Genomic DNA, 26228 nt, shown 5'->3' on the forward strand with positions numbered 1-26228 from the left:
GGTGTCAGGTCCCCATCAACGTTGACTCAATAACCCGGTGCAGGCGAGTATCCGTAGTACTGCTCCAGGGTGGCGATGCCACGGCGGTGCATGTCCATAGCTACGTCCTTTCCGACATACCTGAGGTGCCAAGGTTCATAGGCGTAGCCGGTCCAGTAGCTCATACCTGCGGGGTACCGGACGATAAAGCCGAACTCGTGGGCACGGTTTGCCGCAAATTGTCCGGCGGCTGTGTGGGCAAAGCATTCCTGGAGCCCACAGACTCCACCGGGATTCCCGATATCGACGGCAAGTCCGCTTTGGTGTTCGGAGAATCCGGGCCGAGCTGAGATTGTGTCTGCGCGTTCCTGCCCGTACATCGCCACGTAGCTGTTGTAAAGGGACGCCTGGGTGGCGTAGCTCCGAAAGGCGCTGACTACGGTCACTGGCACGCCCGAGGCACTTGCAGCATCGGAAAATTGCCAGAACCCCAGTGCTGCCTGATAGCGCAGTGCCTGCCCGCCGACGTTCACCATGTCGGACGGCGCATAGTCGATGGGTGAGAGTGGATTGCGCTTGTTGATGACCCGCTGGTACTCCCCCGGCTGGTTGAAAGTGACAGTCACGCCCGTAGAAGGGAGCCAGGCCAAGGTGCCGCCCTGGAAATTCTGGGTGCAGCCGGCATCACCGGCGCAGACCTCTTCGGTCAAGGGGTAGCCCAAACGCCCGTTCTCCCATCCCAGGGTTCCCCACACGTAATCAATGGAACCCCCGGTGGCATAGGCGCCAATGCCCGGCGCCCAATGGACCTGACCTCCCTGGAAGGCCTGATAGCAGCCACCTGCCCTGAGACCGCATCGTTCGGCGGCCGCCGGATAACCCAGCGGACCGGATTCGAAGCCTCCGCCTGCCCATCTGTTTCTGATTGCCCCCAGACCGTCTGCTGCGCACCGCTGGCAGGGGACCAATGAATTTGACCGCCCTGAAAGCTCTGATAGCAGCCCGACCTGACAAGCCCGCACACTTCATCCGTGACCGCGTATCCGAGGCGGCCTTGTTCCCACCCCTGCTGCTGCCAAAGTGTGCCGACCGCACCCCACGTGGCGCGGGCTCCGGTCGCAGGCGTCCAGTGGATCTGGCCGCGTTGGTAGTCCTGGTAGCAACCTCCTCCCGCAAGCCCGCACTTTTCTCCACCGATAGCGGCACCAAGAATGCCGGCCGGTCCCCCGACTGCCTGATACTTGTCCTGGATCGGTGAGGCAGCCCAACCTGGGGCGCCTACCAAGAGGCCGGACAGGAGACACAGGACGGTGAAGACCATTGATAGAGCGGGAACCCGAATGTGCTTCATGTTCACCTGACTGCTTGATGGAATAGAGAATTTCCAGACGGACCACCATCACCAGGGCAGGTGCTGTGTCGGCTCGTGGAGGTGATTCTATAGCCCGGCCGGTGGGCCGGACTCGATCAGCGGAGAGATCTTTTCTTCGACCGGGTTCCCAAGAGCGTATTCATTTGCAGCGCCTGTCCGCGAAGGCCCGGTTGTCGCCGTGTTTGTCGCGCACGAGGGCTGGGAGCGCGACTAGAGCATTACCGTAAGATCGAATGGCACCTGGGAAAGCCAGGTGGCGCGTCGCCACGGAAAGCCCTCAATGAATTTGCCTTGGAAGAAGCCCGCCTCCGCACAACCGTCGGAGGAGCCGGACGCTGCCAGTGAACGGACTATCAGCTCCAGGAGCGCGTCCGGCGTGGGCGCCGCCTCCATCGCCGCCGCGGCTGCAGGGTTCATCATCCTGGTGATTGCAGGCAACCACCTCCGCCCCGCGGAATATGCCCAATTCAGCGTCTTTTGGGGCGCACTGTTCGGCATCTTCGGAGTGCTCTCTGGCATCCAGAGTGAAACCACCCGCGCTGTTCGCTCGGTAGAAACCCACGGCGGAGTCCCTGGCAGTGCACAACAGCACCCTTCGGTATTGGCCAACGGCGTCCTGGTGGGGACAATCCTGGCCGCCATTATCCTGGCATCCTCCTGGCTGTGGGCACCGTCCGTCCTCGGCGGCAACACCCCCTGGCTCCTGCCTGCCCTTGCCGGCGCGGCAGTCGCCTATTCTGGCCATTCCGCGCTTGCAGGCGCTTCCGCCGGCAGTCAGGATTGGAACCTTTATTCCAAGCTGATGAGCGCTGAGGCGGTGTTCCGTTTGGCGACCGTAGGAACCGTGGCGCTGCTCGGCGTCGGACTCCTGGGCCTTGAGCTCGCCTGTGCACTGGCTGCGGTCCTTTGGCTGGTGTTCCTCCTGGTCTCACCAGCGGCACGTCACGCCGCAGTTTCCCGTGCCGATGTGCCCCGCACGGCGTACATGAAGCAGACCGGCCACGCCATGCTCTCCTCAAGCGCCACCGCTGCTCTGATCGTGGGCTTCCCTGTGATCCTGAGTTTCACCAGCAGCGCGCAGGAACTGGCCTCGGCCGGCGGGCTCCTCCTCGCCATCCAACTCACGAGGGCGCCTATCATGGTTCCGCTCCAGGCGTTTCAGGGTGTGGCGATTGCCGCGTTCGTCAACCAGCGCGACCGCGGGGTCCACGCGCTGTTCAAACCTGCTGCCCTGTTCCTGGCAGTAGGTGTGGCAGGCGCTATAGCAGCTGGACTGCTCGGCCCTTGGCTCATGGAGCTGCTGTTCCCAGGCAAATACGAAGTACCGGCCTGGCTCTTGGCTACGCTGACGTTCGACGCCGCGCTCATGGCTGTCCTGACGCTTACCGGCACCGCAACCCTTGCGGTGGGCAAGCACGGCGGCTACTCCGCAGGCTGGGTCAGTGGCACAGTGGTGAGCGTGCTTTGCCTCCTGCTGCCGCTGCCGCTGTCCATTCGGGCGGCAGTGGCCCTCGCGGCAGGGCCGGCCGTGGGAGCGGTTATCCACGTTACTTCGATCGTGCGTCTCGGCAAATCAGCCGCTGCTTCCCCCGCCTGACCCGACTCCGCCCTCCTCTGCCTACCTCGCCTCACAAAGGAAAACCTGTGACGAAGAATTCCGACAGTCCGCGGACCACAGTGATTTTGCCCGCATACAACGCCGCCGGTTTCCTGGAACGGGCGGTACGGAGTGTCATGGCCCAGACGGACCCAGACTTCGAACTGGTCTTAGTGGACGACCACTCCACGGACGGAACGCTGGATTTGGCCAGGAAGCTCGGGGAGGAGTTCAGCAATCTGACGGTGATCGCCTTACCTTCCAATGCCGGAGTATCGGCAGCGCGGAATGCCGGTCTGGATGCGGCCCGGGGATCCTGGGTCAGCTTTATCGACAGCGACGACCAGTATCTGCCGGAGTTCCTCGAAACCATGCATTCAGCCACCGCGCCGGATGTGGACCTGGTGGTGGGGGGCCGGATCGTGGTGCAGTCGGACGGCACGGAAACGCGCAATGCCTCGCGTGCGCTCGGGGAATTCGACGGACCAGAAGCCTGCCGGCTGGCCATGTGCGATGAGCTCACTCCGTTCCCCTGGGACAAGCTGTACCGACGGGATTTGTTCAGTAAGGTCCGTTTCGCCGAAGGCGCCGCCCGGTTCGAGGACATGGCGGTCAACGTCATTTTGCACTCGATATCCCGCAGGGTCCGATCGATCGATATCCCGGTTTACCGGTACTACATCATGGATTCTTCCCTGACCTGGGGCCGGGTTCCCACAGTGGCCGACACCACCGTAGCCATGAACCACCTGAGCGAGCATCTGGACCAGCGGTTCAAGGAGGGCAAATACAGTGCCGCCTACGACTGCATGCGTTCGCTGGTCATCCTGCTTGTGGCCCAAAGCGCGATCGCCCGCGGCAGCGGTTCGTCTGCCGCTGCCGCCACGGTGGCGGAGTGCCGTAAGGATCTTGGCTGGCGGATGCTTTTCCGGACCCTTGCGGTGCACAAGGTCATTGGCGCGGGCGCCGCGTTGCTCAAGCTGGCGCCTTCCGTATACGCCTATCTCTACCTGCGGCATATCCGCACCGCATACGGGGTGGGCAAGCCCCAAACGTCCTCGTCGGAGATGCCCGCAGCGACGCCGCCCGCCACCCCGGGCAGCGGTTCTGGTATAGATTAGTACCTATGTCAATCCCCCCCTACACCCGCGCCCTCGTGATTATGCCGGCGTGGAACGAAGCGGAGTCCGTTGGCAATACCGTCCGCGAGGTGCTGGCGCTGCGCGAGACCTATGACGTGCTTGTTGTGAACGACGGTTCACAGGACAACACGGCTGCCGTGGCAGGAGAAGCAGGAGCCGTAGTGCTGGACCTCCCCTTCAACCTTGGCGTGGGTGGGGCCATGCGGGCCGGCTTCAAGTACGCAAAGCGGAACGGATACGACGCCGTCATCCAAGTGGACGCGGACGGCCAGCATGATCCCAAGGAAATTTCCCGGGTACTGGCTGCCCTGGCGGATGCGGACATTGCCATCGGCGCCCGCTTCGCGGACCGAGGCACCTATAAAGTTACCGGTCCGCGGCGCTGGGCCATGGTCCTGCTCGCCAAGGTCATTTCCGGCCTTGCCCATACCCGCCTCACGGACGTTACTTCCGGGTTCAAGGCGGCCAACCGCCGTGGCATCGATCAGTTCATCGACCATTACCCGGCCGAGTATTTGGGCGACACCATCGATTCCCTGGTTGTAGCCATCCGGTCCGGCTGCGTCATCACCCAGGTTCCCGTGGAGATGCGTGCGCGCCAGGGCGGTACGCCGAGCCACAATCCGCTGAAATCCGCCATTTACCTCGGCCGGTCGGTGTTTGCGCTCCTGTTCGCCTTGACCCGGCGTCGTTCGCAGATCCAAACAACCTCCCCACAACTCGAAAGTGCATGATCTTGCCCGTTCTGGCTGCTTTCATACTTGCCCTCGTCATCGTCGTCCTCGTCGTGGAGATGCTCCGCCGTAAAAAGCTCCGCGAGAAGTATGCGGCTCTCTGGCTGGTGGTCGGCCTGGCCACACTGGTTCTTGCGGCCTTCCCCCAGCTCTTGGCTCAGACAGCCCGGCTTCTGGGCGTCCAGGTCCCGTCCAACCTCTTGTTCTCCATGACCATACTGCTGGCGCTGGGCGTCTGCCTGCACCTGTCGTGGGAAATCTCAGTGGTGGAAGATGAGACCCGCACGCTGGCCGAGGAAGCAGCTATCCTGCGCACCCACATCGAACGGCTGGAAGCAAGGCTGGACGCCGAATTGGGCGGGCCTTCCCGGAACGCAACAGCAAATGAGCCCGCTCCTTTTGACCGCGGCTAATCCCGCCCTGTCCCAAAACGCATTGGATTTCTTATGGCACTTGATATTTTCATCCCCTACTGGGGCGACCCGGACTACATGAAGCAGACGGTCCGCAGCGTCCTCGAACAGGACTCTGACGACTGGCTCCTGACTGTGGTGGACGACGCTTACCCTGACCACGAAATCCAGCGGTACATGGCCTCGATCGACGACCCCCGGGTCAAGTACATCCGCAAGGAACAAAACGCCGGAATTACTGAAAACTACAAAACCTGCGTCGGCCTCGCCACCGAGGACGTCATGGTTATTCTGGGCTGCGACGATATCCTCCTGCCCAACTACGTCAGGGTGGTCAACGCGGCGCATCAGCGCTTTCCCGAGGCAGCCATCATCCAACCTGGCGTCCGCGTCATCGATGGCGACGGCACCGTGGTGCGAACTCTGGTGGACATCACAAAGCAGCACCTTGTGCGGCCCCGCACCCAGGGGCCGCGCCTCCTTTCCGGCGAATCCCTTGCCGTCAACCTGATGCATGGCGACTGGCTCTACTGGCCTTCACTCGCCTTCCGCACCGACAAAATCCGCGCCGTTGATTTCCGCTCCGGGTTCCCCATCATCCAGGACCTCGCCCTTGTCATGGACATGGTCTACCGCGGTGACCAGCTCCTTCTCGAACCCACGGTGTGCTTTGCGTACCGCCGCCACTCGGAAAGTGCGTCCTCCACCAAACTGGTTGACGGGTCCCGCTTTGCCGGCGAACGAGAGTACTTCGCGGTGTCGGCAGAGCAGGCAAAACTCAATGGCTGGACCAAAGCCTCACGTGCGGCGAATCTGCGCCTGACGTCCCGCGCCCACGCCCTCGCCCTCCTGCCGAAGGCCCTGAGCAGTAGGAACTTCCCGGCTGCGAAGGTCCTACTCAGCCACACGTTCGGTAACTAGATGTCAGCTTCAGAAAGGCCCATCATGACAACAACCACCCCCGAAGCCGAGCCCCAGGGAACGGTCCTGGTAACCGGTGGCGCCGGCTTCATCGGTTGCGCCATCTCGAGCGACCTCGTGGCCAGCTTCGGCCGTGTAGTCGTGGTGGATAACCTGCACCCGCAGATCCACGCTTCCGGCGAGCGGCCCGCAGGGCTCAACGAAGGCGCCGAATTGGTGGTTGCTGATATTACCGAAGCACAGACCTGGGACAAGGTCCTCGCAGACGTCGCGCCCGACGTCGTCATCCACCTCGCCGCCGAGACCGGGACGGGGCAGTCGCTGGAGGAGTCCACGCGCCACGCACACGTGAATGTGGTGGGCACGTCGCAGATGCTTGACGGCCTGAACCGACACGGCAAGCTTCCCCGGCGAATTGTCCTGTCCTCCAGCCGCGCAGTCTACGGCGAAGGCCCCTGGGACGATGCCGAAGGTCATAGGTTCTACCCCGGACAGCGCACCAGCGCAACATTGGATAAAGCCCAGTGGGATTTCCCCAATGCCACGCCTGCGGCCATGAAGGCCTCCGAGACCTTCCCCGCCCCGGTCAGCGTCTATGGCGCCACAAAGCTTGCCCAGGAAAACATCCTCCAGGCATGGGCCAAGTCCTACGGCGTTGAGACGGTGATCTTGCGTCTCCAGAACGTTTACGGACCCGGTCAATCCCTCATCAATCCCTACACAGGCATCATGAGCTTGTTCTGCCGGATGGCCATGGGCGGCAAGTCCATTCCGCTGTACGAGGACGGCGAGGTCCGCCGCGACTTCGTCCTCATTGACGACGTCGCTTCCGCTATCGTCGCCGGCGCCCTCTCCCCCACCGTCCAGGGAGAACCGATGGACATCGGCTCCGGCGAATTCCAGACCATCGGCACGGCCGCCAAGATCATTGCGGCCCGCTACGGCGCGCCCGACCCGCACGTCACCGGCCAGTACCGCCAGGGCGATGTGCGGCACGCCTGGGCTGACATCGAAGCGGCGAAGGCAACGCTGGGATGGAAGCCCCAGTACAACCTTGAACAGGGCATTGAACGGCTCAGCACGTGGATTAACGCCCAGCCGGACGTTCAGCCTTACTGAGCTGCGCTGGCAGGACAGCAGACGACGGCGGTACCCGAGGGTGCCGCCGTCGTTTTCGTTTGGTGCGCTACCCGAAGCACCGGGATGGCGAAGTGCCCTGCGTGCTTAGTCTTCCAAAGTTGCCAGGATGTGATTGAGTGCCGCCTGGTTCTCGGGATCCACGATGATCAGGGCTGTTGGGTCCGCTTTCATGATTTTGTTCACCACAAGTCTCAGGTTGTCCGGGCCACCGCTGAGCTCGAACATGTTCAAAGAAAGCTCCCAGCTCCTTTCGGTGTAGGTGGCAGTGAGGCCGTCATACCACTGCTTAGCCAGGATGGCGTCAATGTCGGTGGGCCTTGTGGTGACGTAGACTGCCGGCTGGCCGACGCGGCCCATGGTGGCCGTCATCAGCATCTCCACGGGGAGCGGTACTTCTTCGAGCACCTTTAGCTCCTTTGCCATGGCCACCGCCGAGGGGGACGAAGGCGGAAGCCCCTCAGCAGCCAGCGGGAAGGTGAAGCCGAAGGCCTGTGTTGCCGCAACAGCGGCCAGCGCGGAAGCAGTAACGGAACCGGCTCCGCTGAGCCGCCAGGAGCTCCGTGGAGAGGCAGCAGCCGCATCGTTTCCGCCGTCCGCAGGTTCTGCCTGGGTGCGTAGACGAAGGGTTTCCAGAAAGGCGGCCAGGACCAATGCGAGCGTCACGAGCCCGGCGAGGAACAAGGCAATCCCTAGCTTGTGCGAGTAATAGGTCAGCGTCCCGCCCTTGACCAGCTGCGCCACGGCCATGCCGATCGCAAGTACCAGTGCGGCAGCTAAGCCTGTAAAGGACCAACGCAGCCGTTGCAGGATACCGTTCGAGGGCCGAGACGACCTCGTGAACACAAGGATGGAAAAGGCCATGGTGCCAAAGACGATCACGGCCAACTGGCCTAGATCCGGGATCGGCACCCCGCCCACGCCGTACAGGACCGCATCTGTTGAAACCCCTGCCAATTGGCCCAGTGCCAAGCCAATGCCAACGACTCCAACCAGCGTCATTCCAACCGCGAAAAGGAAACCGCCGCGGGTGGTGCGCCATCGCTGCAGGTCCCACGGCAGCAGCACCATTACTGCCGCGCCCAGCACCAGCACCTCAAGGAGCACCCAGTTGTGGGCCACCCCAACCACGCATGCCACCATGGACACCAGCACAGGAATGCGCAGGGGCCGGGCCATATCGGCTGCCAGCACGATCGCCACAGACGCGAGCCCTACTGCCAGAAAAAAGTTCGGGAAGCCGTGGAGCGAGGCCGACGATCCAGGACCGAAGATCCAACCTGCCGCCACCACTATCAATGCCGGAAGACTAATGAGAGGCTGGCGGCGGAACGCAGGTAGCGTTGCCAACGCGGCAAGAACCATCGCCGTCACCAGGACGGAGACGAGAGCACTTCCGTTGGCGTAATTCACCAACTCCTCCGCGGGTGTCCCGGCTGGCTTGGCAAATTTCAGTTCCGCAAAGATGGCAACCACTCCGTGGAAACCCTGCGGGTAGTCCTTGAAGGACCAGCCACTTCCATCAGGAGAAGCACCCAACAGGGGCACAACCCGACCATAAAGCCGCTGCATGTGGAAGATATCGAAATGGGAAGCGTTGTCCCAATTCAATGTGAGAAGACTCAGGGCCTTTTCGTAAGCACGCACCGACAGCAGGTTGAAGTGGACCCAGACCGACAGCGCTGCTGCGGTCACAGGTAAGCAATCGAGCCATGAGAACCGCGGGATGAGACGGCGGGTGCCCGCCTTGACTCCGCCACTGAACACCACGAACGCTACTGCACCCGCTGCTCCGGCCAGCACAAGCGTTCCGCGACCCAGCGGCCCGAATCCTGAGGGAACCCACCAAAGCAATGGAACCAGCCCCAGCAGGGCGCTAAGCGAAAGCGCTATGCGCGCCGAGAACGTCCGGCCTGTCGGGAGTGCCAACACGCAGGCCAACAGAAGGCCGATGGTCCAGCCACCGGTCAGGAAACCGGAAAGGCGCAGGGCGATTACGACGGCGGCCACAGCGGCAAATGCTGCGGCTCCCCTCAGCATGGTGAGTGGTCTGGGCCCCCGCGGCGTTGGAAGGAACCAGCCGCTGCGGCCAATCCCGGTACGGTAAGAATCGCGACGCTGAGAGCCGCGCCGGGTTTGCACAATGGTCACGACGGCGTACGGACAGTATCAGCCTCTGCGGCCGCCTGCACGGGAGGCAAGGCAGCCACCGCCTTCTCCACCTGCGCAGCTTTTGGTCGGTGGTCCTTGCTGCGGACCCTGCGCATTACGGGACGCTCAACCCAAACCCAGCTGGCGATCGCCGTCGGGATGGTGAGCGCCGCGGCAGCCAAGGAAAACAGGACAAGTCCCCATTCGTAGCCCCCGAAGACCGCCAGTAGCTGCTGGAACGCAAAGGCATAGATGTAAACACCGTAGGAGACGTCGTTCTTGGCGATGAGCCTGGGCTGCGGAAGCCAGGTCGAAATCCAGAGGGTACCGTAGGCAATCAAAACACCGGAAGCCTGGCCGCCCCACAGCGGAAAAGCTGAAACCATCAGCACGGACACGACAAGGCTGGCGACGGCCGGAGCCCAGTGGATCCCAATGCGGGACTTCCAAACGAAGAGGACGGCACCACCGAGGAAGAACGGCAGGAGCTTCAGCAGAAGAACTACATCAAAATTCCCGTTGGTGTACCTGCTGATGACCTCAATATTCGCCTGCGCCACGACAGAAGCGGCGAAAATCAGGGTCAGGAACCACGGGGACTTCCGGAAAATCGCAAAGCAGCCAAGAGCGGCCACTACGAGGTAGCACAGGAACTCGTAGTAGAGACTCCACAGCGAGCCGTTCCACGCCCCGGCGTAGGGGACGTTAAGCGGTGTCCCTGCGATGTCGTAATGGTTCATCTTCAGGGTGAGGTTGGAAATGAGGAAGTTCAGCGGCGACGTTGCGGTGCTGAAATAACCCGAAAGGCTTCCCCGCGCAACGATGTAGCCTATAGGCGCGAAAAAAATGACCATCGTGAGCAGGCATACGATGAATGCCGGCATAATCCGGGCAATGCGGTGGACCAGATAATCGCCCAATCCATGACTGAATCTGCTGCCTGTAATAAGGTAGCCGCTGATCACAAAGAAGCCCGAAACCGCCCATCCGCCCAAGGTCTCACCAGCAAACACAGGCTCGTCAGCCGCACCTGTCAACGGCCAGCTGTGATGAACCAACACCGCCAGGGCAAGGATCAGCCGGATGAGGTTGAGGCTGTTGTTCCGGGGATCGAGCGGCTTGCCCAGGAGGAGTCCTGCAGGGGCTTTAACTGATGACACGCGGGCTCCGGGTTCGGCTGATTGGAAAGGACACTGACACGCAATTCTACCGTGCCGGGCTTAACGCCCCGGTTTGCCCCGCGCCAAAGCTGCGGCAATGATGGACTAATGCGCGGAATTATCCTTGCCGGAGGCACCGGATCCAGGCTCCATCCCATCACTCTTGGCATCAGCAAGCAGTTGGTCCCGGTGTACGACAAGCCGATGATCTACTATCCTCTGTCCACGTTAATCCTGGCAGGTATCCGGGACATCCTCATCATCACGACGCCCCAGGACGCGGAACAGTTCCAGCGCCTGCTTGGTGACGGTTCGCAGTTTGGCGTGAATCTCTCCTACGTCCAGCAGCCCACCCCGGACGGCCTTGCACAGGCGTTTATCCTCGGGGCCGACCATATTGGCAACGACACCGTTGCCCTTGTCCTGGGAGACAACATCTTCTACGGCCAAGGCATGGGCACGCAGTTGCGCCGGCACGCGAACATCAAAGGGGGCGCCGTCTTCGGCTACTGGGTCAAAGATCCGTCAGCCTACGGTGTGGTGGAATTCGACAAGGACGGCAAGGCTCTGTCGCTTGAGGAGAAGCCCGCTAGCCCGCGCAGCCACTACGCGGTCCCCGGCCTCTATTTTTACGATAACGACGTCATCGACATTGCAAAGGGACTCAAGCCCTCTGCGCGCGGAGAGCTTGAAATCACCGACGTCAACAAGGTCTACCTGGAGCGCGGTGATCTTCAGGTAGAAATCCTGCCTCGCGGAACCGCCTGGTTGGACACCGGAACCTTCAATGACCTAAGCGACGCATCAAACTTCATTCGAACGGTGGAAAACCGGCAGGGCCAGAAGATTGGCGCACCGGAGGAAATCGCTTGGCGACTGGGTTTCCTCACCGATGACGACCTGCGCCGCCGCGCAGAGCCGCTGGTGAAGAGCGGTTACGGCTCCTATCTCCTGGAACTCCTGGATGAGTGACGCATTGGCCTGCCACTGAGCTGGCAGGGCCGGCTGGAGATTGGTCCGGAGGGAGCAGTGACGGCCCGACTATGGCAAAAAAATTGCCACTCGCACTATCAGCAGATCCACTATCGCGAAGGCTGTACTTCAGCCAAGGAGCATCATGCGAACCCCAGTTAGAGTAATCGTCTCGATAGTTGCTGCCGGTATGGCCGTCAGCTCATGCAGTATTGCGGATGCGCCCCCCAAGAGCTCCCCCACGCCTACGCTTCAGCCAACTCAGACCACCAGCCCCACGTACCCGCCATCAGATGGAGAACCAAACCTGCGGCTGACGGTAACGACCCTGAGCGGTAATGCCGGGCACCAGTCGACACACCATCTTGTTTGCGTTGGGACGTCCGCCGTGCAGGGAACAGATCTTCCGGATGCAGACGACGCCTGCAGGGTCTTGGAGCGGCAACCCAGTCTCCTGGAGTACGAGTCGGCCGAGACCAGTGAAGATTGTGAAGCCGTCGGTCAGCCGCACATTGCAGATGTTTTCGGCGAAATCGATGGCAAGTCAGTCAGGAACAGCTTCCGCCGCGACAACGAATGCAACGTCAGGACATGGGACAAGCTGGAAACACTTCTGGGAACGATACGGGAGAAGTAGTCAGACCGAAGCGGACTGGCTGCTGTCAGGCACGGTGGGGCCGGAGCCGCCCCCTCCTATGCGGGCACTCTGACAACTTGTGATCAGGACCGACCCGGTCAGTGGCCGGCCCCCAACTCCTGCCCGGTAGGCGGCACTACGGCATCACCCCCAGTGGTTCCGGCCGTGAAGTCACACCTACCAGCAAGCGACAACTTTGAACAGTTGTGCGTCGGATCCTTCCGAATCTACGAGCTCCAGGCTTGCATTCTCCTCGAGATCCATAACACCGCCGTAGCCGGCGAGCGTTCCCGTGACGGTCCTGGTGCCGAAGTCCAGAACGTAACGGACGTTAAGGGTTCGAACTGATTCACACACTGCAGGGAAGTCCGCGGCGTCCTTCAGGCCCGCGTTTACAACATCGATATCAGACCCATGTGTGGTCAGGATATGGGGCTGTATGACAGTACGCCCGGACAGGGCGTAAGCCAGAGCCGTCCCGCTGCTTGGCAGCCCCGCGATGTTGGCGCCTGGCTCCGTTGTTTGAGGGAGGCGTTCCAACAGTGTTCTTTCCTCCGGGGACAGAAGCGCAGCATTGGAGTCACTGCGATATTGCCAGTGTGCCTGGTAGGAAGCGAAATTTACCGGCAGCAGTTGAGGCGCTATGGGCAGAAGGGCTACGGCGTAGACCGCTGAAGCCAGGACGGCCTGCCGCGTGGGACCTGGGGTCCCCGGAAGCCGGGTTTTTCCAAAGACGGACCCGTCAGCAATCCGGATTTTTTCTCTTACAAGGTCTATAAGGAACAGAGCGCCAATCACCGCTGGTCCCAAAACTACAACCGGCAACAATGCCGCCAGGCGGTAGCTGTCGAAGTACCAGACACCCGTAATGAATTGCCTGATCGGTGCGTTGTATCCTGCTGCAAAGAAAAACAGTGCAGCCCCGATCAGATAGGTTCCGATCAACCACCGTCGGGACTTCGTGATCCAGAGATGGATAATACCTACGAACAGGCAAATGCTCAGTACCTCTTGAGACGGACGGCCCAACGGAGCATTGAACAGGAGTTCCCCTATGGCCTGGGGAGGAGTCTCGACGACCCTCCAGTTCGCTGCATCTGACGGTGGTCGGAGGAAGTACCAAACGACTGTCAGAAGAGCCAGGCCACCGACCAGGGCAACCGTCAGAATCCAAGCCTGGCGCCTGGACTCCTGCGATTGCGGCGGCCAAAGACGCCTGATCCGGAAGTAGTAGACCGCCAATGAGCCGGGAAGAGCGAACGCCAAAAACGCCATCAACGTACTGGGGTGCGCGAGGGCGACACCCGCGACTGCAACACTCAGGCTCAACCAGGCGATCAAGGCCGGCGGGCGGTCGTGGTAACCCAGTCCAAGCGCAGTAAAGGCAAGCCCCAACGCAGCGGGCAGGACAGAGATCGAAAGCAGGTTAGGGTACAGCACTCCCCAATCGATCATCAGTATCGGAAATGTCGCAAAACCGGCCGCAAAAACGAAGGTTACGACGGCCGTAGCCTTGCGATATCCGGCGACCGCAAAGGTGAGAAAAAGCGAGCTAAGGGGCCACGCTACGGCACCGATGGCTATGCTGGTGGAATTCACGAGGACAGGTATTGCTGCCCCCGTGAGTTCCCCGACGATTGCCACAATTGCGTGCCATCCCGCGGGATAGGCGCTGATTCCCGTAAAGGCGCCCAAATTAAGGGGTGAGGAATTTTGTGACTCCATCGCCCAACGGACTGCATTCAAGTGAAAAACATTATCGTAGGTCTGTGAAATGGAATCCGGGTGGATCATGGCAGTTGCCATCTGCATAGCGATGACCAATGACGTGATGACGGTTCCAACGCCCACAGTTATGGCTAGATAGGCCCTGCGTGGACGCTGTTCGGCACCAGTACTCCCCGAACCCCAGAGCCTGGATACAAGGAACGCAACGACGGAGACCACAGCGCAGCCGATAAGTACCGGTACTGGCGACCAGGGTATCCGGGCAAATGGAAATATCAGTGCCAGGAACCCGATCGTTCCGACGCTGAACGCCGGTGCCACCAGGAGGGCAGGTATTCCCCGCATTCGGACAGCCAACGCAGTTGCCAAACCAGGAAGCAACAGCAGCAGCACGGCTGTGAGGATTACTGGCAATGATTGCCACCAGGACACGGAACACCACTCTCGGGAGATTCGGGACAGATTCTGATAAGGAGGTGCCGGCTAGGAAAACCACGTAATCCTGTTTCTCCGGCTTATGCTTTTAGGTCTCAGTGAGGGACCGGCGACGCAGTTCCGACACTACGTCGTGCACATTCCCGTCCATGATGACCTCGCCGTGCTCCAGAAGGACGCCCCGCTCACAGACAGTGGCGACCAGGTCCAGGTCATGGCTCACCACAAACAGGGTCTTGCCCAAATCGGCCAACTCCTTGATCTTTGCGATGCACTTCCGCTGGAAGGGTTCATCGCCGACGGCAAGGATTTCATCGATCAGGAACACTTCGGGGTCTGTGTGTACAGCAATGGAGAAAGCCAGGCGGAGATACATACCGGACGAATAGAATTTCACTTCCGTGTCGATGAACTCGCCAATCTCCGAAAATTCGACGATCGAATCAAACATCTTATCGATCTGCTTCTCGGTCATTCCAAGAATGGCGCCATTGAGGTACACATTGTCGCGACCGCTGAGGTCATGATGAAAACCTGCCCCCACTTCGATCAGACCGGCAACCCGGCCCCGGGTCCGGACCGTCCCGCCGTCCGGCTGCAGAACTCCAGAAATTAGCTTCAGCAGCGTCGATTTTCCGGAGCCGTTCAGGCCCATAAGCGCCACAGTCTCGCCCTGTTTCACCTCAAGGGACACATCTTTAAGTGCCAGGAACTTTTTGGACAAGTCCCCCTTGCGGCCCTTGACGAGCCACACGAGGGCTTCCTTCAGCGACCGGGTATGGCGAAGCACAAACTGCTTCCTGAGGCCCACGCAACTGATGGCCACATCGCCGTAGGAAGTCATCTCAAAGCTCCTGTGCAAAGTGGATGGCAAGGCGGCGGAACGTCAGCTGGCCCAGGAACAGCACTGCCAGCGTCACCAGCATTGCTACGGGCAGCCAGACCGTCAGCAGATCGGGCGGCATTGTGTCCGCGACCATTTGATCCGCCTTGAGCGTCGGTTCCCAGAACGCCCAATGGAATACTTCGACGGCTACTGTCATGGGGTTGAGCTGGTAGACCCAGAACCACGGTCCCATCACACGTTCAACCATGGACCAGACGTACAGTACGGGAGAGGCCCATGTCACGACCATCACGATCATATCCACAATGTTTTCGGAGTCGCGGAAGTAGACATTGACAGCACCGAACAAAAGGCCCAGCCCGGTTGCCAGAACAGCCACCATACCGAAAATCAGGACTACGGCTGCCAGTTGCAGGATCGATGGTGTCCAGCCCACAACAAGGCACGCGCCAATCAGGACCAGCAGTTGCGGCAGGAAGTGGGCGGCCGAAACCCACACGGTGGATACCGGAAAGAGTTCCCGAGGGAGGTAAATCTTCCGAATCAGGTCACGATTATCCACAATCGAACGGGTTGCGTTTGAGAGCGACTCCGTGAAGAAGTTCACCAGGACAATGCCGGCGAACAAATAGATTGCATAATTGGGCGTGCCCCGCTGGAGGTTCAGGAAAATGCCCAGCGCAACGAAATAGATGAGGAACTGCACCAACGGCTTGACGTAGGACCATAGCAGCCCCAGCACGGAACCGCGGTAGCGCACCTTAATTTCCTTGCGTACCAGCAGCTTCAGCAGGAATCTGTCCCCGTAGACGTCGAGAAGCCCCCGTCCGCTTCCAGGCTTTACCAACTGGTCGGTTTGACCGGCCATCTAGGCGTCGTCCTTGGCATTCGCCTCAAAGGTCTTCTTCCAGGCGTCGAACGAGCTAATCTCCGGTACGGCCCGCCGATACTGGTCAGCGAGCTTGTCCCACTCCCGCAGTAGCTTGGCGTGCAGCAGTGTCGCTTCGGCGAGCATCGATTTCAACTTTTTCGGGTCCCGCTGGTACCAGGAAGCACCCGTGCCTTCGGCGTTGGACACCACGACGCTGTCGTAGTGGGCCACCCTGAACCAACGGTTATCCCGGTGGGCCAAATATCCTTGGGGGCGCTCGGCGCTCTCTGGCCCGGGGGCTTTGATCAGCTGCCGGGCAACCGTCTTAATGCCCCACGGAATGAGTTCCTTTTTGCTGGGCATTCCAACAACGGTACCCCCCATGGGTCCCCGGCCGATCTTCGGCGCAGGGAAGTCGTCCACGTCGTCCCGTAATTGGGCGTCCGGATACTCGGACTTCAACGAGTTGATCTCCGGCAGTTTCGAAGCGAGGACTTTATGAAGGCCTTCGGGCCCCTTGAAGAGGTCCCGGAGTGCTTCTATGCGCCCGTGCTCGGTGAAGTACTGCATGGAAACAAGATGCTTCACGTCCGCCTGCACTGACTCCCGCAGCACACGGCCACCCTTGGGATACGGACTATGGATCAGCGTGGTGATCAGGCGGTTCCTCGCGTGGAAGTAAGCCTGCCAGCCCACTAGGTCATCCTTATCAATCCACGAAACGTGCCAAACGGCAGCACCGGGGAGGGATACGGTGGCGAACCCAGCTTCCCTCGCGCGAAGTCCGTACTCGGCGTCGTCCCATTTAATGAAGAGGGGAAGGGAAAGACCGATCTCCTTAATTACGGTTGTTGGGATCAGACACATCCACCATCCGTTGTAGTCCACGTCGACGCGCCGGTGCAGCCACGGAGTCTGACGGAGATTGGCCACGCTGAAGTCGTGCCGAGTCTCCATATCGGCGTGCGGCAGCGCTGGAACGATCCGGAATGGATCCACAACCTCTCCGAAGGTATGCAGGACGCTGCGGTTGTAGAGGTCGAACATGTGGCCGCCGACGATGGTCGGTTTACGGCAGTGGTCGGCGAACGTAAGAAGCCGGACAATGCTCTCGGGCTCCACCACGATGTCGTCATCGAGCAAAAGTACGTAGTCGCTGCCGTTTTCTACCGACTCATACATCCCGCGGGCGAACCCGCCCGATCCCCCGAGGTTGGCCTGGTTTATCACCCGGAGCTTGCCGCCCAGTGATTCCTTCACAACCTCGAAGTGCTCCTGCTGTTCGACCTTCAACGTCCCCTGGTCCACAATCAGGATCTCCTTGACGTTGTCCAACACGTCCGGGTTCTCCGCGAGAATCCTGGCATTGTTGAGGCAAAAGTCAGGTTTGTTCATGGTGGTGATTTGCAGTGTCACCTGGCCCTTCGGCCGGGAGCCATCAGGGGCTTCCCACTGACCGTTCTCGACAACGAGATCGCCGGAGCTTGCCGCCACGTCAAACCAGTACCAGCCGCCGTCCCCGAACGGCTTCAGGGTGAGTTCGAAGACCGAGGTGGCTGAGCCGTCGACGTGTTTGCCATCGACGCGCTGCACAGAGCCGCGGGCGTTGGACTTGTAGACCGTTACGGTCCCGGTTCCTTTTGTCTGAACTACGAGGCGCACGTCGCGCACGGAGGTCCAGCGCCGCCAGTAGCTCGCGGGGAAGGCGTTGAAATAGGTGCCAAAGGAAATCTGCTCACCGGAACGGACGCGCATCGAATGACGGGACAAAAGGTCCTCGAAGTGCGCCTCGCGGCTTTCAGAACTGTACATCTGCAGCTTGTCTTCAAGCAGCTTGGGCGTACGGGCAAACTCGTCGTTTTCGCGAAGCCGGATTCCACTGGCGGATCCGGCGTCCACATAGAGGGACACAGTGTCCGGCTGGTCCGACGAGGGCAGAATGATGCGCTGAATAGGTGCCCAACGGGTGCTTTCTTCTTGCTCGCTCATGCGTCCACTCCTCCACTTTCAAGTTTGGTGCCGGCCTCGAAGTGCGGCCTGATTTTGTTATCAAACATGCTGAGTGCAGAACCGATGGCCATGTGCATGTCCAGGTACTTGTACGTCCCCAGTCGGCCGCCAAAAAGGACGTCCCTCTCACCAGCTGCGAGGTCACGGTATTTAAGTAGGCGTTCCCGGTCGGCGGAGGTGTTGACCGGGTAGTACGGCTCGTCGCCCTTTTCGGCGAAGCGCGAGAATTCGCGCATGACGACTGTCTTCTCCGTCTGGTAGTCGCGCTCCGGGTGGAAGTGGCGGGGTTCGATGATGCGTGTGTAGGGCACATCGTTGTCGTTGTAGTTCACAACCGAGGTTCCTTGGAAGTCGCCGACCTCCAGAATTTCTTGCTCAAAATCGATGGTCCGCCAGGAGAGGTCGCCTTCGGCATAGTCGAAATAGCGGTCGACCGGACCTGTGTAGACAACCGGGAGGTTCCCGACCACCTTGTTCTTACTGTATTCATGCGATTCGTCGAAGAAATCTGTATTCAGCCGCACCTCAATGTTCGGGTGCTCTGCCATCTTCTCGATCCAGGCGGTGTAGCCGTCGGTGGGCAGGCCCTCATACTTGTCGTTAAAGTACCGGTTGTCGTAGTTGTAACGGACCGGCAGCCGCGAAATGATGCCAGCGGGCAGATCCTTTGGATCGGTCTGCCACTGCTTACCGGTGTAGTGCTTGATGAATGCCTCGTACAGCGGACGGCCGATCAGCTGGATACCCTTGTCATTCAGGTTCTGGGGGTCGGTGCCGGCAAGTTCCCCCGCCTGTTCCTGAATGAGATCCCGAGCCTGGCCGGGGGTGAGGTTGGCGCGGAAGAACTGATTGATGGTCGCAAGGTTGATCGGCAGCGAATAAACCTCACCCTTATGTACGCCGTAAACCTTGTGCACATAGTTCGTGAAAGTCGTGAACCGGTTGACGTACTCCCACACGCGCTCGTTCGAGGTGTGGAACAGGTGGGCACCGTAGCGGTGTATCTCAATGCCTGTCTGCTCTTCTCTTTCGCTGTATGCATTGCCGCCGATGTGGTGGCGGCGGTCGATGACGACGACCTTCAAGCCAAGCTCGGTAGCGGCCTGTTCTGCGATTGTCAGGCCAAAAAAGCCGGACCCAACAATAACGAGGTCAGCGGTCACAAAATCTCCAGTGTCGTATGCGGGCAGCACAATGTCGTCCAAAGTCTGCTGCTCTAGCCTACCCGAGGCACAGCGGAACCCGTCGAATCGGCAGGGCACCGAGACGGACCACAGCCTCTCTGCGCGGCGCGCCAAGGGAACTTATCCACATAGGGACATCACGGAGTGACGCAGCTTCAGCACCTCTGGCTAGCGTGAGTGTAAAGGCACCAAAGGATCAGCACCCATGACGCTTCACTGCACACTGGTCCGAGGCCCGCAGTCGCCGCAGCCCGGACCGCCCTTGGAACTTACTGTCACGGCCCCGCCCGGCACGTCCGGTGAGAGGATCCACGCTGAGCTTGTGAAGACGTTCGGCGCGGGAGCCGTCTTTGTTGGCGGGGAGGACCTGTGTTCCCTGAGCCTCGGAACGGCGCCCCTGGTCCCGGGCGCCGTCCTGGTCGACGGCGGAAGCCACCCCGCTGACCGGAGATCCCGGCGACGGCCCGCCTCCGATAGCGCTGCCCCCATCGCCCTGGCCGTTCACAGCGGCGCCGGAGCAGGCACCCTAGTCCCCCTGCAGCGCGGAAGCTACACCATCGGCAGAAGCAATACGCGCATCGTGATCCCTGACCCCGAACTTTCCAGGGAACATGCCCGCCTGGTGGTAACCGAAAAAGACATCATGATCATTGATCTGGGCAGCGCCAACGGCACATACATCGACGGCGAACGGGTCCGCCATGCATTGATCTCCACGGCTTCCTCCATCCGCTGCGGCAGTTCGACGATGTCATTGGTCTTCCTGGATGCCCCGGACAAGGCACTTGCCGACGCCGGCACTTCAGTCCGGGATCCCCTCACGGTTGCGGGCCATCAGGAGTCCGCCAACCGCGGGATTCTTTGGCTTACCGCAGTGCTCCCCCTGGCCATCGGCGTCGGACTCGCAGTCCTTACGGGTATGTGGATGTTCCTGGCTTTCGCGGCGGTATCGGCAGTATCCGTGCTTGTCCCGCTGGCCTCCGGGCGCCACCAGAGGCGCGAATTCACCAAAAGGATCAGCGCCGCGGTCCTAGACGACCAGAAGCGGCGGAAGCGCGCCGGTCCGTCACTGGCGCTGCTGGTGCTTGCTGGGACCCATGCCCAGGCTCCGCCGCGGACAGGACGCGCTGAGGGCAGGGCATGGCTGCGGCTCGGACAGGCGCCCCAAACTGCCAACCTGAAAATTGAATCAGGGACCGCCCACCACGCCATTCCGTCTGTGGGGGAAGTGCCCGTGATGTTGAATCCGGCGCATAGCCACACCACCCTGCGGGGACCCCGAACCATGCTGGAGGGAATGCTGCGATCACTCGTCATGCAACTTGCCGGGTATCCAGCGGGCCGCAAAACACGCATAGTGATCTGCGGCCGCCCGGGGAGCCTTCCCCTGCCTGCCCGGTTTCTGCCGGGCGTGACTTTCGCTCCGTCCCGGCAGGCGTGCCTACGCGCGATCACCGGCGGTTTCACTCGAGACTTTGACCACGGTGTCCTCCTGCTGACTGACGCCCCAGGAAAGGATGAGGCAGGGCTTCGCGAAACGGCGGCTCGGCAGAACTGGCAAGTGCTTGAGTTTTCTCCGGCTGACAGCCCACCCGGCATCTCCGACGTAGAGCTGACCGAACGGCAATCGCGCCTGAGGGAACCGGGCAGGGAGGTTACGTTCGTCCCCGATCTGGCTCCCGATGACGTGTTCAGCAGCTATTGCAGACGACTGGCGGCTTTCCCGGGCCTGCTCAACCGCACGGAAGACGCAGTTCCCTCCGCCTGTACCCTTGGTGAACTGCTGCCGCCTTCCCCCGCCCACACCGCTGCCCGCTGGAACTCGCCTGCCCGCGCAGGAACTCTGGCAGTCCCCCTGGGGATGCAGGCGAAGCGGCGCCCCCTGGTCCTGGACCTTCAAACCGATGGCCCGCACCTGCTGGTGGCAGGGACAACGGGCTCCGGAAAGTCGGAGCTTCTCCGCACGCTGGTGCTGGCACTGGCCCTCACCCATCCGCCGGACCGGGTGAACTTCCTCTTTGTCGATTTCAAGGGCGGCGCCGGTCTCGGCCCCTTGGCCGGGCTGGTCCATTGCGTCGGCGTCCTGACCGATTTGTCCGCCCATGAGCTCGAACGGACGCTCACCTCACTTACGGCCGAAATCAGGCTTCGTGAGCAAATCCTCGCCGCTGCACAGGTTCCGGACCTTGCCGCCTACCGGGAAACACCAGCCTCCGGGGATCGTCCCCTTCCCCACCTGGTCATTGTCATCGACGAGTTCCGCATGCTCGTGGACGACGCCCCCGAAGCGCTCCGCGAACTGATGCGCATCGCGTCCATCGGCCGCTCGCTTGGCCTGCACCTGGTCATGGCCACCCAGCGGCCCCAGGGAGCACTGACCGCCGATATCCGGGCAAACGTTACTTCCAGCATCGCGCTCCGGGTCCAGTCCGACCTGGAGTCCCACGACATCCTCAATACCAAGGCCGCTGCCGGAATAAGCCTCAGCACGCCGGGCCGCGCTTTCCTTGCCCGAGGCACGGAGCCGCCCCAGGAGTTCCAATCTGCATCCGCCGTGCTCCCCGCACCCGACAGTGACGTGGATGAAGTCACGGTTCAGCTCACCACCGATTTCCTCTCGGCCCGCGACCACAACAACCTCGCAGGACCAGACGTCCCGGGCCGGACTCCGGCACAGGCAGCAGCCCCTCTCGTTGCGATGGTCCGGCATCTTTGGGCGTCGCAGTCAGGGCCTGCACCCCGGCGTCCGGTATCCCCTCCGCTGCCGCTCAAAGCCGCCCGGCCCGCATCAGGTCTCGCTGGGGCGCTCCCGGAACCTGGCGGGACACAAGGGCCGGCCATTGCTTTGGGCCTGCTCGATGTGCCCCACCAGCAGGCAATCAGACCGCTGGTCTGGACCCCATCCAAAGACGGGCATCTTGCTTTGATAGGAAGTCCGGTATCAGGAGCATCCGAAGCCCTCGAGCTGGCGGTCCACGGCGTGGCAGAACATGAGGAAGAAACACACTGCTATTTCCTGGACGCGGCCGCGGCCTTCAACGGGCTGGCAACGCACCCGCGGACCGGAGCCCACACAGGGCTGCATGAGCTGCGGCGCGGAGTCCGCGTCCTGGAACGGCTGGGCCGGGAAATGGCTGCCCGGCTGGGCCGGAATGACCATGGGGGCGTTCCGCTGCTTCTCGCCATCTCCGGGTGGGGTTCCTGGGTCTCCGCGTTTCGGGCCGGCCCGCTGGCCTGGGCCGAGGAACTGGTGCAGGATCTTGTCCGCGACGGCGCCAGGGCGGGTATTACCGTCATCATCTCCGGAGAGCGGGAACTCGTAACCGCGAGGTTCTGCGGGTCCCTGCCCAACCGCATCTATTTCCCCTCCGGTTCACACGAGGACAGCAGGACAGCGTGGCCAAGGATGCCGTCCACGGACGCGGTCAAGGGCAGAGGAGTAGCGTTTGGCTCCATCGCCTGCGGCACCGCGTCTGTGTGCCAGCTTTACGAGCCCGCTCCTGACTTTTCCTGGCCCCACGGCCCCGGAGAAGTCAGGAGCGGGACGCAGCAGCCCGGGAAGCGGCCCTTCCGGGTCGAGCCGCTGCCCGCCCTGGTAACAGCCGCGGAGGTCAGGGCGGCAGCGCGTCGATCGGAGGATTCCGGACCCGAAGCCGAGCCGGGACAGTCGTCATTCAGGAATGCCGTCACGCATGAAGTGGGGACCGGGACAGACGATGCCGGGCAGCCCAGGCCGGGTTTGCCGGAAGGCCTATCGATACCCGCTGTGGTTCAAGTTGCTCCCAGGCGCCGGGATGCCTGTCCTTCCATGCCGCGGAATGTGCTATTCGGCGTCGGCGGCGACGAACTGGACCCCGTCTTTGTGCACGTCCCGCCGGGGGGCATCTTTGCCGTCCTGGGAGGACCCGGGTCCGGTAAAACGAACTTCCTGCGGGCCCTGCAAACGCTGAACGCCGGTGCGGACCGATGGATTCACCCAGGCAGGGTGAGTGACCCCGGCGAGTTATGGAAGGGAACCCTGGAGAAGGCGAGGGAGGGAACACTGCCTGGAAAAGCAGTGCTGTTGGTGGACGACATCGACCTTCTGGCTGCAGGGCCCCTGAGGGACATCTCTGACACGCACGCGTTGGGCCATGCAGTTGTCTTCACAGCGAACTACAGTCCTTTGCTGATCCAGCGCGTCCCGCTGGCCATGGACGCGCGGGCCACCGGGACTGGACTCCTGCTGTCCCCGCGGTCAACGTCGGAGGGAGACCTCTTCGGAGTCCGCTTTGAGATCGAACCTAATCCGCCCGCAGGCAGGGGTGTGCTGATTGCCCGTGGGAAGTCCTCGGCGGTTCAAGTGGCCTGGGCGGGCGTGCCGCGACGCGACGGGGATTCCGGTCACAGCGCCGGTGTGGATCCTCCGGTGCGGGAGGCGTAGCTGATCACTCTGTTGTGGAAAAGGAGCACAATCGCGGTTGCCGCAGGAAGCAGCATCGCGAGGCCGGCGAGCACGAGGCCACTGCTGAGAGCAGGGAACCCGATGGTCAAAACAAACAGCTGCGCTACGAGGGCAGCGGCCCGGGTCCAACGGTAGCCCCGGTAAAGATAGACGGCGACCGCGTACAGCCACGCCGAAAATGCCAGCAGTAACCCCAGGGTGAAAACCGCTCCCCAGAAGGACAGGACTGGGCTCCCGACGGCCAACTGGTACCCATACCAGCAAGCAGCGAGCAGGAGGGCCGTCGCTTCCGCGGCAACCACCAGGGTCACGGCAATCACAGCCGGCGGCCGGGGACCCTGGGCAGCCCCATCAGATAGTTGCGGCCCCTGGCCGGGTTCCTCGGAAGAGGACGGGGGGTTCGTTGGGTTTCTCGGGGGTCTTGACACACTGGCACCCTACCGGACATAGTCGGACAGTGGTCGGGGCCATCAGCGCAAGTGTGATGTATCGCTCAGCTTTCCGCGGATATCAAGCGTTATTACCTCTTGTTTACACGTCGTTAACATGACAGGCTTGATTCAGATGACCAAGGGGGCCCTGCCGGGCCCTTTTCCTTTGTAGCCACTAGTGAATAATTTCACAAGGGCTCTTCCCAGAAATGGAGCAACTGATCAGCATGGATTGGCGTAACCGCGCAGCGTGCCTCGAAAAGGACCCTGAACTCTTCTTCCCCGTCGGGAACACGGGGCCAGCCCTTCTGCAGATCGAAGAAGCAAAAAGTGTCTGCCGGCGCTGCCCCGTTGTGGATACGTGCCTGCAGTGGGCTTTGGAGTCGGGCCAGGACGCAGGCGTCTGGGGCGGCATGAGCGAAGACGAGCGCCGGGCGCTGAAGCGCCGCGCTGCCCGCGCCCGCCGCGCCTCCTAGGCACACCTCAAGCCACAAACAACAGCCCCGGCCGCAACCCCAATGGTTGTCGCCGGGGCTGTTGTTGTCTGGCGCAGCAGCGTGCTGTCCAGGCGGCCAACAGCTCCTGCGCCCGGCTTACTTGCCTGCCAGGCTGATCCGGATCTCCACTGCGGTGCCGCCACCTTCCCGGGGCCGCCACTGGATAGTCCCGCCAAGCTCGCTTGTCACCAGGGTCCGTACGATCTGAAGGCCAAGTCCCTCAACGTGGGGCGTATCCGGAAGGCCCACGCCGTCGTCGGCAATGGTGACGGTGAGCTCCTCACCGTCATCCCCTTCAGACCGGTCAGCAATCAGCCAAACGGTCCCGGCCCTGCCTTCAAGACCGTGCTCCACCGCATTGGTCACGAGTTCATTGATGACCAGTGCCAGCGGGGTGGCAAGATCGCTCGGCAACTCGCCGAAGGTGCCGGATCGTTCCGTCCTCACCTGCTGCGAGGGCGAGGCGACTTCAGCTGACAGCCGGAACTGGCGCCCGATCAGCTCGTCGAAGTCAACGCTCTGGGTGAGACCTTGGGACAGTGTCTCGTGGACGAGCGCGATGGTGGCCACCCGGCGCATGGCCTGCTCGAGCCCCTGCTTTGCTTCGTCGCTGACCATGCGGCGGGACTGCATGCGCAGCAGCGCCGCCACAGTCTGCAGGTTGTTCTTGACCCTGTGGTGGATCTCGCGGATGGTGGCGTCCTTGGTCACGAGCTCCATTTCACGCCGGCGAAGCTCCGACACATCACGGCACAGGACCAGTGCACCGAACCGCTGCTGCTCATCCCGCAGCGGAATGGCGCGCAGGGAAAGGCTCACGCCACGGGATTCGATTTCACTGCGCCAAGGCATCCGCCCGGTAACAACCAGGGGCAACGTCTCGTCCACCATGCGGCGGTCCTTCAGCAGGCTGGCGGTCACCTCGGCCAGTGAGCGGCCCTCCAAGGACTCCCCGTCTCCGAGCCGCCTGAACGCAGAGACTCCGTTGGGGCTCGCGTACTGCACGATTCCCTCCGCATCCAGCCGGATGAGCCCGTCCCCAACCCGGGGTGCACCGCGCCGGGAACCTGTGGGCGAGGCGAAGTCCGGCCACAGGCCCAGGGTGCCCATCCGGAGGAGGTCGTATGCGCACTGCCGGTAGGTCAGTTCAAGACGCGAAGGCATCCGCGAGCTGGAGAGGTCCATGTGGGTGGTGACCACCGCCAGCGTGCGGCCGTTGCGGACCATGGGAACGGCCTCCACGCGGAGGGCCATATCGCTGCTCCAGTTGGTTTCGCTTGAGCGCTCGATGGAACGGCTGTTCCACGCCTTATCTACAAGAGGCTGCAGGTCCGAGCGGATGCCCTCCCCCACGAAGTCCCCGTGGAACACGGTGTGCGTGGTGGAGGGTCGCACGTGGGCGAGCGCGACATAGCCAAGCTCAGGGTGGGGGAACCACAGGGCCAGGTCGGCGAAAGCAAGGTCCGCGACCATCTGCCAGTCCCCCACCAGGAGGTGCAGCCATTCGGCATCGCCCGGCCCAAAATCAGCGTGTTCCCTGATAGGGTCCGTAAAGATTGCCACTGC

General features: G+C 61.7%; 20 protein-coding genes and 2 pseudogenes. 10 read left to right on the forward strand and 12 right to left on the reverse strand.

The window, feature by feature from the left end:
• Positions 1–26: 26 nt before the first annotated feature.
• The 3 genes and pseudogenes from AC4BCK_RS13115 to AC4BCK_RS13125 form a co-directional block, all read right to left on the reverse strand.
• On the reverse strand, positions 27–605 hold the full coding sequence (locus tag AC4BCK_RS13115; RefSeq protein ID WP_490566914.1) for a M15 family metallopeptidase: 579 nt from the start codon (positions 603–605) through the stop codon (positions 27–29).
• Positions 606–647: 42 nt separating this feature from the next.
• Positions 648–1001, reverse strand: a pseudogene (locus AC4BCK_RS13120) (LGFP repeat-containing protein); the annotation flags it as partial.
• Positions 962–1330 (reverse strand): annotated as a pseudogene (locus tag AC4BCK_RS13125) (LGFP repeat-containing protein); the annotation flags it as partial. The pseudogenes AC4BCK_RS13120 and AC4BCK_RS13125, both read right to left, overlap by 40 nt.
• 301 nt (positions 1331–1631) lie before the next feature.
• On the opposite strand from AC4BCK_RS13125, the gene AC4BCK_RS13130 reads away from it, so the two are divergent.
• The 6 genes from AC4BCK_RS13130 to AC4BCK_RS13155 are packed head-to-tail and all read left to right on the forward strand — an operon-like array spanning position 1632 to position 7277.
• A complete protein-coding gene (locus AC4BCK_RS13130) occupies positions 1632–2948 on the forward strand; it encodes a hypothetical protein (protein ID WP_251421173.1) in 1317 nt (438 codons plus the stop codon).
• Between the two features lie 47 nt (positions 2949–2995).
• Positions 2996–4069 (forward strand): glycosyltransferase family 2 protein, encoded by a 1074-nt coding sequence (locus tag AC4BCK_RS13135; RefSeq protein ID WP_251421171.1) that lies wholly within the window; start codon positions 2996–2998, stop codon positions 4067–4069.
• 5 nt (positions 4070–4074) lie between these two features.
• Positions 4075–4824: a glycosyltransferase family 2 protein gene (locus AC4BCK_RS13140; RefSeq protein ID WP_251421169.1), complete on the forward strand. Its 750-nt coding sequence runs from the start codon at positions 4075–4077 to the stop codon at positions 4822–4824.
• Positions 4821–5237, forward strand: coding sequence for a DUF2304 domain-containing protein (locus AC4BCK_RS13145; RefSeq protein ID WP_251421167.1), 417 nt, complete (start codon positions 4821–4823; stop codon positions 5235–5237). Before AC4BCK_RS13140 ends, AC4BCK_RS13145 begins: the two co-directional genes overlap by 4 nt.
• A 33-nt stretch (positions 5238–5270) precedes the next feature.
• Positions 5271–6158: a glycosyltransferase family 2 protein gene (locus AC4BCK_RS13150; RefSeq protein WP_251421165.1), complete on the forward strand. Its 888-nt coding sequence runs from the start codon at positions 5271–5273 to the stop codon at positions 6156–6158.
• A gap of 24 nt (positions 6159–6182) precedes the next feature.
• A complete protein-coding gene (locus AC4BCK_RS13155) occupies positions 6183–7277 on the forward strand; it encodes an NAD-dependent epimerase/dehydratase family protein (protein WP_251421163.1) in 1095 nt (364 codons plus the stop codon).
• Between the two features lie 105 nt (positions 7278–7382).
• Here AC4BCK_RS13155 and AC4BCK_RS13160 read toward each other — a convergent pair whose 3' ends face one another.
• Complete coding sequence (locus AC4BCK_RS13160; protein WP_251421160.1) at positions 7383–9305, reverse strand: hypothetical protein; 1923 nt, start codon at positions 9303–9305, stop codon at positions 7383–7385.
• 137 nt (positions 9306–9442) lie between these two features.
• A complete protein-coding gene (locus AC4BCK_RS13165; protein WP_251421159.1) occupies positions 9443–10504 on the reverse strand; it encodes an acyltransferase family protein in 1062 nt (353 codons plus the stop codon).
• A 210-nt stretch (positions 10505–10714) separates the two neighbouring features.
• Between AC4BCK_RS13165 and rfbA the strand changes: the two genes are divergently transcribed.
• Positions 10715–11578 (forward strand): glucose-1-phosphate thymidylyltransferase RfbA, encoded by an 864-nt coding sequence (rfbA, locus tag AC4BCK_RS13170; RefSeq protein WP_251421158.1) that lies wholly within the window; start codon positions 10715–10717, stop codon positions 11576–11578.
• A gap of 388 nt (positions 11579–11966) precedes the next feature.
• The gene (locus tag AC4BCK_RS13175; RefSeq protein WP_363955464.1) at positions 11967–12215 is read left to right on the forward strand and encodes a hypothetical protein; all 249 of its coding nucleotides are present in this window, start codon (positions 11967–11969) and stop codon (positions 12213–12215) included.
• A gap of 177 nt (positions 12216–12392) precedes the next feature.
• On the opposite strand, the gene AC4BCK_RS13180 is transcribed toward AC4BCK_RS13175, so the two are convergent.
• From AC4BCK_RS13180 to glf, 5 genes are all read right to left on the reverse strand, one after another.
• Entirely contained in the window at positions 12393–14288 is a 1896-nt protein-coding gene (locus tag AC4BCK_RS13180) for a DUF6541 family protein (RefSeq protein WP_490566915.1), read from the reverse strand.
• Between the two features lie 178 nt (positions 14289–14466).
• Positions 14467–15222 carry an ABC transporter ATP-binding protein gene (locus AC4BCK_RS13185; protein WP_251421156.1) on the reverse strand — a complete coding sequence of 252 codons (756 nt, stop codon included), beginning with the start codon at positions 15220–15222 and terminating at the stop codon, positions 14467–14469.
• A 1-nt stretch (position 15223) separates the two neighbouring features.
• Entirely contained in the window at positions 15224–16093 is an 870-nt protein-coding gene (locus tag AC4BCK_RS13190) for an ABC transporter permease (RefSeq protein ID WP_251421155.1), read from the reverse strand.
• Positions 16094–18085: a glycosyltransferase gene (locus AC4BCK_RS13195; RefSeq protein ID WP_251421154.1), complete on the reverse strand. Its 1992-nt coding sequence runs from the start codon at positions 18083–18085 to the stop codon at positions 16094–16096.
• Entirely contained in the window at positions 18082–19269 is a 1188-nt protein-coding gene (gene glf, locus AC4BCK_RS13200) for a UDP-galactopyranose mutase (protein WP_251421240.1), read from the reverse strand. The genes AC4BCK_RS13195 and glf overlap by 4 nt, the downstream gene beginning before the upstream one ends.
• A gap of 283 nt (positions 19270–19552) precedes the next feature.
• On the opposite strand from glf, the gene AC4BCK_RS13205 reads away from it, so the two are divergent.
• Positions 19553–23713, forward strand: coding sequence for a helicase HerA-like domain-containing protein (locus AC4BCK_RS13205; protein ID WP_490566014.1), 4161 nt, complete (start codon positions 19553–19555; stop codon positions 23711–23713).
• On the opposite strand, the gene AC4BCK_RS13210 is transcribed toward AC4BCK_RS13205, so the two are convergent.
• Positions 23674–24162, reverse strand: coding sequence for a hypothetical protein (locus AC4BCK_RS13210; RefSeq protein WP_374724816.1), 489 nt, complete (start codon positions 24160–24162; stop codon positions 23674–23676). The genes AC4BCK_RS13205 and AC4BCK_RS13210 overlap by 40 nt on opposite strands.
• Positions 24163–24392: 230 nt before the next feature.
• Here AC4BCK_RS13210 and AC4BCK_RS13215 point away from each other — a divergent pair, with 230 nt between their 5' ends.
• On the forward strand, positions 24393–24641 hold the full coding sequence (locus tag AC4BCK_RS13215) for a WhiB family transcriptional regulator (protein WP_015937605.1): 249 nt from the start codon (positions 24393–24395) through the stop codon (positions 24639–24641).
• Positions 24642–24758: 117 nt separating this feature from the next.
• Here AC4BCK_RS13215 and AC4BCK_RS13220 read toward each other — a convergent pair whose 3' ends face one another.
• Positions 24759–26225, reverse strand: a complete 1467-nt coding sequence (locus AC4BCK_RS13220) for a sensor histidine kinase (RefSeq protein ID WP_104184989.1) — start codon at positions 26223–26225, stop codon at positions 24759–24761.
• Positions 26226–26228: the final 3 nt, after the last annotated feature.

This window comes from Pseudarthrobacter sp. As-47 (assembly GCF_058215595.1).